Below are 7,227 nucleotides of genomic sequence, written 5' to 3'. Positions count from 1 at the left end.
CCTTTAGGGATATTAGTATTAGGATTAGCTAATACTAATTGATTAGATAAGAGTATAGAAGCTACTATGCTAATGCTTAATGTCCTTTTGAAATTTGCTTTATTTATTTTTACCATAATTTCTCCTTTTTATATTTGACAATTCATTAGATTCTTTGTGTTTGGATTAAAATATAAAGAATCTAATAGAGGATTCATAAATGGGGAAAAGAATCCTCTAGTAGATTCTTTAAAGGTTTTAGAGTAAAACTCTTTATTGCAAAAGAATTCTCGTGGCGATTGGGAAGAATTTACTTGTAAATTCAGGGTTCCCACTTCTCGCCTAAGAGAATTACTTTTGAATAAAGAGTTTAGATGATTAAATAAAAACATAAAAGATAGATATTTATTAATGCAAGAAACTTTATAGAAAAAGCGATTTTGTTCGTGACGGTGGGATTCCCTTAGTTTGCAAGCAAACCTTTGAGAGGCCACTCTCAAAATGCTTTTTATATAAAGTGTGGGTTTATTATATTTTGCTTGTAATAATAATCTAAAGAATTTATATTTATTTATAGTGTTTGTTTTAAATTTAAATAAAAGTTTATTTGTAAGATTTGTATGTGTATAGGGATAAAAAGTAGAAGAAGGGGTTAATAAAGAGAGGCTATTTGCCCCCCCCCCCCCGCACTATTTTAGGAGAAGAGGTATTAAGATTTAAAAAATACATAAAACCTCCTTTAAGATTGTTTTTTAATTTTATCTATATATTTAGAATATAAATACTTAGATTGTAAAAACTAATTTAATATTTTAAATTTTTGAATTTTATTATAAGTTTTTTTAAATTTTGATTTATTATTTTTTATTTATGGAAAATTTATTTTTATGAAGCAAAATAAAAAGGATTTATAGCCTAGTTTTATTCTTCTAATTTTAGTTTAAAGGCTTCTAAATCTTCTTTTTTGGCTCTCAAAGTAAGCAAAACTCCCTGTATTTGAAAGTCTTTATTTGTAATTTCAATCTGAAAATGACTTGCTAAATACTCTATTTTGGATAAATTTGCATAGGATACAAAAAGGGAATCTTTTTCTTTTAGCACAAACTCGCACAATTCCTTTTCACTTTGAGCTTTTAAAATTACATCTTTTGCAGCTTGTGTATAGGCACGCACAAGCCCTCCCGTGCCAAGAAGTGTCCCTCCAAAATAACGAATGGTTAAAACTCCTGCTTCTATAAGCTCATAACCTCTTAAAACCTTTAAAGTTGGCATACCCGAAGTGCCTTTAGGCTCTCCATCATCGCTAAAGGATTCTTCTATTTGTAAATTTGCATTTATAAATCGCGTGGCTCTTACAAAATGCACTGCTTTTGGGTGCTCTAGCCTTTTTGTTTTTTCAAAATTTTCAAATTCTTTGATAGGGACTAGATAGGAGATAAAAGCAGAACCCTTAACCTCAAAAGAAGAAGAAATTACTTTTTGGAGTGTCTTCATTTGTGCCGTTTTAGCTCACCTTTTGCGTATTGTATAATCTTTTGTGCAATATTTTCTAAAGGCACAATCTCTACAATCGCACCTCGGCTAATAGCCTGTTTTGGCATACCAAAGACAATGCAACTTTCCTCATCTTGCGCTATGGTATAAGCACCATTGCTATGAAGCTCTTTAATGCCGATACTCCCATCATCTCCCATACCTGTTAAAATAATCGCTAATGCACTTTTTCCTACTACATTATTAAGGCTTCTAAACATCACATCTACGCTTGGACGATGTCTTGAAACCTTTTCCCCATCTAGTGGCTTTGCATAATAATCGTTTGCACTTTTTTCTAGCACTAAATGCTTATCGCCTGCTGCTAGATAAGCACAAGAACTCTTTAGCATTTCCCTTTTGCAAACTTCTTGAACTTGTATCTGTGAAATATCATTTAATCGTTTTGCAAAAGAAGAAGAAAAACCATCAGGAATGTGCTGTGTGATGATAATAGGTGGCAATCCAAGGGGTAATACTTGTAAAATCTTAGCAATGGCTTCCACACCGCCTGTACTAGCACCTATTGCTATAATCTTCTTACCCTCGCCCTTAAAAGGAGAGGATTTTAAAACTACATCAGGATGATATTTATTACTTGTAACCAACACCTTTTAATCCACCTTTTTTATAAAGATATTTTGCCCTAGCCTATCTACTTTATCTCCAAAACTCAAAATACTCTCACTATGCCCTAGATAGAGCGTCCCACCTACTTTCAAATAAGAAAAAAGTTTTCGCAAAATTTTTTCTTGATCTTCTATTTTAAAATAAATCAACACATTACGACAAAAGATTATATCAAATTCTTTCTGCGAAAAAGGATAGGAAAATTGCATAAGATTTAATTGCCTAAAAGTAATGGCTTCTTTTAGCTCTCTTTTAGCCTTAAGAGAAACTTCTTTGGGCGAAATGGTTTGCATCTCAAAATACAAAGAAAGGTCTAACCAATTTGGCAAAGGATTTAGCTTTGTATTTACAAGGTATTCTCCTTTCTTAGCCACTTCTAGCACAGAAGTATCAATATCTGTAGCACAGATAGAAAAAGGAGTGTCTGATTGATAAACTTCTTTTGCGTGAAGCAATGTAGCAGCGATTGAATAAGGCTCTTCTCCTGTGGAACTTGCTGCACAATAAACTTTGATAGGTTCTTTTTCTTTCAAGCGGTGGGGCAAAATACGATTTAACATATCTATAAAATGGAATCCCTCACGAAAAAAATCTGTTTTATTTGTCGTAAAAGCGTTAATAAACTCCTGCTTATTTCTCCCTATACGCAAATTTTTAAAAAAATTTTCGTAATCTTCAAAATTTAAATCTCTTGCTAATTTATCAAGGCGATTTTTGATTGTAGAATTTTTACTCGGTGGCAAAAATATCCCAGCCATTTCATAAATCATCTCCCTAGCTTTATCAATGTCTTTATCTGTTATCTCTGCCACTTTTTTCCTTTTTAAAATTTTTACTCCAAGTTTTAAAATCTATACTATCTAAAACCTGTCCATTTTTCTCATATTCACAATAATAGCTTTCTACAAAATTTCTCACTTCTTGCGTAATGGGCTCAAAATAGCCCTCTTTATCCACTCTAGCAAAAAGCTCTAAAAACTCTTTTGCATCTTGTTTGTTTAAATAAGTTCTTGCTAGTTTTTCATAAGTTTTAATATAAAGCTCTACTAAATTAGGTATCTTTTCTTCATGGATTTTTAAAGCACAAGTATTGAAATCTCCACTAAACTCCAAAATACCACTTTTAAATAAAAGCTCTAAGTGGATTAACCCCTCACAATAATAGGGCAAAACCTCGCCCTCTTTCATCCAAGCTACTAAGCCCACTGCTCTAGAAATCAAATTAAAAATAAGATCTTTTAAGTATATTTTATGTTCGCTCATAAAATAATAAACTAAGCCACCCATTGTTGCTTTGAACTCTTCAATATTTTTAAATTGTCCGCTTTTATTCATGATTTGTTCGCTATCTTCATCTACCCATAAAATATGCCCAAACTCATGCCCTATGGTAGCAATTTCATAAATACTATACCAATCTTGCTCCCTAAAATACAAAAGCTCTCTAGTGGAATCTAAAAAATATTTAGGAAAAGTAAGAGAGCTTAGCTTCATAAAAGGCTTAGCGCAAGAAAGCTCTCTCACTCTATCTGGAAAATAAAAGATTTTCTTGCCATAAACTTTACTTACACTCTCATCATTTGGCACTACTTGTGCGCTAAAAAGCCCATTCATCTCCGCACCATAAAAGACAAGTGGCATTCCCCCATAACTTTGTGTTAAAAGGAGTGATTTTCTTGTAGTTGCATCAATATTTTGCTTAAAAGGAGTGTCTTCTAAGCTTTTTGTAAAGCTTTCATAAAACTTTAAAATCTCTTCTTTTGTAACTTTAAAGCCCCTATCAGCTTGTGCTAATAAATCTACCCCCTCATAAATTCTAGCAATCCTTATATCCCATTCAGGTGCCACTGCTTTTCTATAATGGTCTTCATAGTATTCTAAAGGATGTCCTATCTGCAAAGGGGAACTAAGCTGCATCCATAGTCTATCTACTTCTCTCCATAGAGGTAAAAGCTCACTCACTTCTTGCTCTAAAAGTGCATTTTTTAAAGCTCTAAAATAATTTAAATGCGCTTCTTTTTGCTCTAAAGATGGCAAGATTTCTTCTGTTTTTTCAAGGGCTTTCAAACATTCATTGAATGCTTTTTGAAATTCTTTAAATTCATCTTTAAAAAACTCCGCATAAGCAACCGCTTTATACTTACCCTCATAAATTTGTGGCACTGAATAACTTCTATCGTTTATCTCTCCACTTTTAGTAATCTCTAAAGTGCTTTTTAAAGCTTCTAAAATTGCTTCTAGGTTATTGTTAAAATCGCTAGCTAATTTTTTATTAATCCCTAAAATAAGTTTTTGATTCCACACATAAAAAAAATGGTTAAAAACGATTCCAATTTTATGCACGCTTTTTATAACTTCACGCAAAAAAGGAGTGAGTAGATTATTTTCTTGCATAAAATCTATAAGATTTTGATGTGCTTTTGTATAAAAATCTCTTGTGATAAAATAAAGTTGTTCCTTTTTCTTTAATATTTCTTCTTCGCTAAACTTTTCTTTTTTTAAAACATTTTCTATTGCACCCTCTTTTAGCCCCACAATTCTATCAATGCAAGCAAGTAAAATTTCTTTATTTTTTGGAGTGGTTTTAAAAAACTCCTCTAAAATCTCTGGTATTTGCTCTTTTTTTACATATTCATAAAGTGTGTTGTTTTGCTTATTTTTTTCTTGCAAATAAGAATAAATCGTAGCAACATCGCCTAAAACCTTATTTTTATCCATTATTTGCCTCTTGGTTTTTATAATGCTCTTTTAAAATTTCATAAGCTCCATTGATCTCTTGTAGCTTTGCGGTTGCACTTTCTATAATAGACTGCTCTAATCCTTTATGGTGTAAAATATCAGGGTGATATTCCCTAACAAGTTTCTTATAACTTTTCTTTACCTCTTCAAAAGTGGCTTCTTTACTCACTCCCAAAATCTCATAAGCTTTGTCTATATTTAATTTTAAAGAATCTTTAGCATAAAACTCTGCAAATGCATCATACATTTTATTAAAATCATTATTCTCTATCTCTAAGTAAGCTGCAACATCCAAAATAACTTCTTGTTCTTTTTCTTCTAGCTTAGAATCTGCATAAGCTAACATTAAAAGATATTCTACTAATTTTAATCTTCTTTTATATTGCCCTTTTGTAAGTTCTGCATAAGCATAAGTTAGCTCTTCTACATCTTGTGTGGTGTTTTTAAAGATATTATGGAGAATCTCTAAAATCTCTTCTTTTTGATAGGTAGCACTCTGAAGCGTAATTTGCTCTGCTATATCTTCTAAGCTATTTCTTACAAGTTCTTTTTCTAAAGGGCAAAAATCCCCATCAATATGTGCCACTTTTGACATCAGAGAAACTAAAATTCCAAGCTCACTTTGTCTAATCTTATCTTCTTTGCTTGTGCTTTTGTAAGGATCTTCATAGTTTTCATATTCTTTTATATCTTGAATCTCCCTCCCATTTTCTTCTATTTTTGGGCGTGAGGCTGGATTATAAAGATAATCCCTAAAATTATAAAAAGCTATAACAACAACTACTATTGTAATTAAAATAAGTATTTCCATACCCTAATTTCCTTGAAAATTTATTTTTGAAAAAAGCCTTTTACCTTAGCAAAAACTCCACCGCTTGCTAAAAAACCTAAATTAGAAAGAGTGGTTTTAATAAACTGCTCTTCATCTGCATTAGCCTCTACTTCTACACTTTGTGTGGGAATATCCACTTTTAAGCTTGGAAATTTCTCTTTAAGTGCTTCTTCAATCTTATTTACACAACCTTGACATTTAATATTTTGGCATTGAATCTTCATCATACAACCTTTAGTTTAGAAAAATTTAGAGGAATTGTAGCATAGATTTAAAATTTTAAAAAGATTTTTTGGATTTGTTAAGAAGTGGTGGGCCCTATAGGACTTGAACCTATGACCAATCGGTTATGAGCCGAGTGCTCTAACCAGCTGAGCTAAGGGCCCTTCTCTTTGAAAAAGAAGTGCGATTATACAACATTTCGTATCTAAATGCAAGTATATGTTCTAAAAAAGCAAATAAAACTACAAAAGTTACAAAACTACTCCCCCCATAACTAAAAAGTGGTAAAGGTATCCCAACAACCGGTGCTAAGCCTATTGTCATAGCAATATTTACACTTACATAGATGAAAAGCAACATTCCAATACAATAAGAAACCACCCGCAAAAAATGATCCTTAAAATCCACATTGCTTAATCCAAAAATATGGAAAATAAGCACTCCATAAAGTAAAAATAATCCAATAGCCCCTATAAATCCAAATCTCTCCATAAAATAGGGAAAAATAAAATCACTCGTAGCAATGGGTAAAAATCTATAAGCTGCTTGCGTGGCTTCTTCTTTATTTTTACCAAAAAGCCCCCCTGAACCAATGGCTATCATAGATTGCTTTACTTGATGATCGGGATCTTTAGTTACAAAATCTACAATGCGTTTTTTTTGATAATCATGCAAATTCACATACATAATCGGCGAAGTAAGACCGATTAAAACAATAATTGCAATCCAAATCTTATAATTTACTCCAATCAAAAACAAAACCCCATAACTCATTAAAAGCAATACTAAAGCTGTCCCTAAATCGGGCTGCTTTAAAACAAGCACAAAAGGAAGCATAATAAAAAAAGAAAGTTTTAAAAAAGGCAATAATCTATAACCCCCTTTAGGAGGAGGATTCTTAGAAATTAAATACGCCATCATCAAAATAAGTGCTGGTTTCATAGTTTCTGAAGGCTGAAAGGTAAAATGCACAAAGGGAAGCTCAATCCATCTTTGCGCCCCAAGCCTTGTATCGCCAAAAAGCTCTACTATAATCAACAAAACAATATGAATCCAATAAGCCCCAATAATAAACCAAGACATTTTTCTAATCGGCAAAAGAAATACTGCTGCAAAAACAAATAATCCTACAAATGCATATACTAAAACTTTCTGCCCTAAAAATTCGCTATTTTCATTGATTAAAAACCAAGAAAGCAAAATAATAGGACTAATAAGCAAAGGTAAAATAAAATCAAAATGTGCTAGAATTTTTTTATTAAAGTTATTGAGTATTACCAAAAAGCTACCTT

The 7,227-nt window shown here is 31.9% G+C and carries 7 protein-coding genes and 1 tRNA gene; all 8 read right to left on the bottom strand.

What is annotated here, in order from left to right; genetic code table 11:
* Positions 1–900 precede the first annotated feature (900 nt).
* On the bottom strand, positions 901–1,473 hold the full coding sequence (locus EBF09_RS07170; protein ID WP_121764440.1) for a YigZ family protein: 573 nt from the start codon (positions 1,471–1,473) through the stop codon (positions 901–903).
* Entirely contained in the window at positions 1,470–2,123 is a 654-nt protein-coding gene (locus EBF09_RS07165; protein WP_408609812.1) for a CheB methylesterase domain-containing protein, read from the bottom strand. The genes EBF09_RS07170 and EBF09_RS07165 overlap by 4 nt, the downstream gene beginning before the upstream one ends.
* Before the next feature lie 3 nt (positions 2,124–2,126).
* Positions 2,127–2,954 (bottom strand): CheR family methyltransferase, encoded by an 828-nt coding sequence (locus EBF09_RS07160; protein WP_121764439.1) that lies wholly within the window; start codon positions 2,952–2,954, stop codon positions 2,127–2,129.
* Positions 2,935–4,860 (bottom strand): invasion protein CiaB, encoded by a 1,926-nt coding sequence (gene ciaB / locus EBF09_RS07155; protein WP_121764438.1) that lies wholly within the window; start codon positions 4,858–4,860, stop codon positions 2,935–2,937. Before ciaB ends, EBF09_RS07160 begins: the two co-directional genes overlap by 20 nt.
* Positions 4,853–5,692 carry a DnaJ domain-containing protein gene (locus EBF09_RS07150; RefSeq protein ID WP_121764437.1) on the bottom strand — a complete coding sequence of 280 codons (840 nt, stop codon included), beginning with the start codon at positions 5,690–5,692 and terminating at the stop codon, positions 4,853–4,855. Before EBF09_RS07150 ends, ciaB begins: the two co-directional genes overlap by 8 nt.
* A 20-nt stretch (positions 5,693–5,712) precedes the next feature.
* Entirely contained in the window at positions 5,713–5,937 is a 225-nt protein-coding gene (locus EBF09_RS07145; RefSeq protein WP_121764436.1) for a heavy-metal-associated domain-containing protein, read from the bottom strand.
* An 85-nt stretch (positions 5,938–6,022) separates the two neighbouring features.
* A tRNA-Ile gene (locus tag EBF09_RS07140) sits at positions 6,023–6,099 on the bottom strand.
* Complete coding sequence (locus EBF09_RS07135; RefSeq protein WP_232817689.1) at positions 6,077–7,216, bottom strand: FtsW/RodA/SpoVE family cell cycle protein; 1,140 nt, start codon at positions 7,214–7,216, stop codon at positions 6,077–6,079. The genes EBF09_RS07140 and EBF09_RS07135 overlap by 23 nt, the downstream gene beginning before the upstream one ends.
* Between the last annotated feature and the right edge of the window lie 11 nt (positions 7,217–7,227).

This window comes from Helicobacter burdigaliensis (genome assembly GCF_003670295.1).
GTDB lineage: Bacteria > Campylobacterota > Campylobacteria > Campylobacterales > Helicobacteraceae > Helicobacter_D > Helicobacter_D burdigaliensis.
Note: the sequence above shows the minus strand (reverse complement) of the source record. Positions and strands in the feature narration are given on the sequence as shown.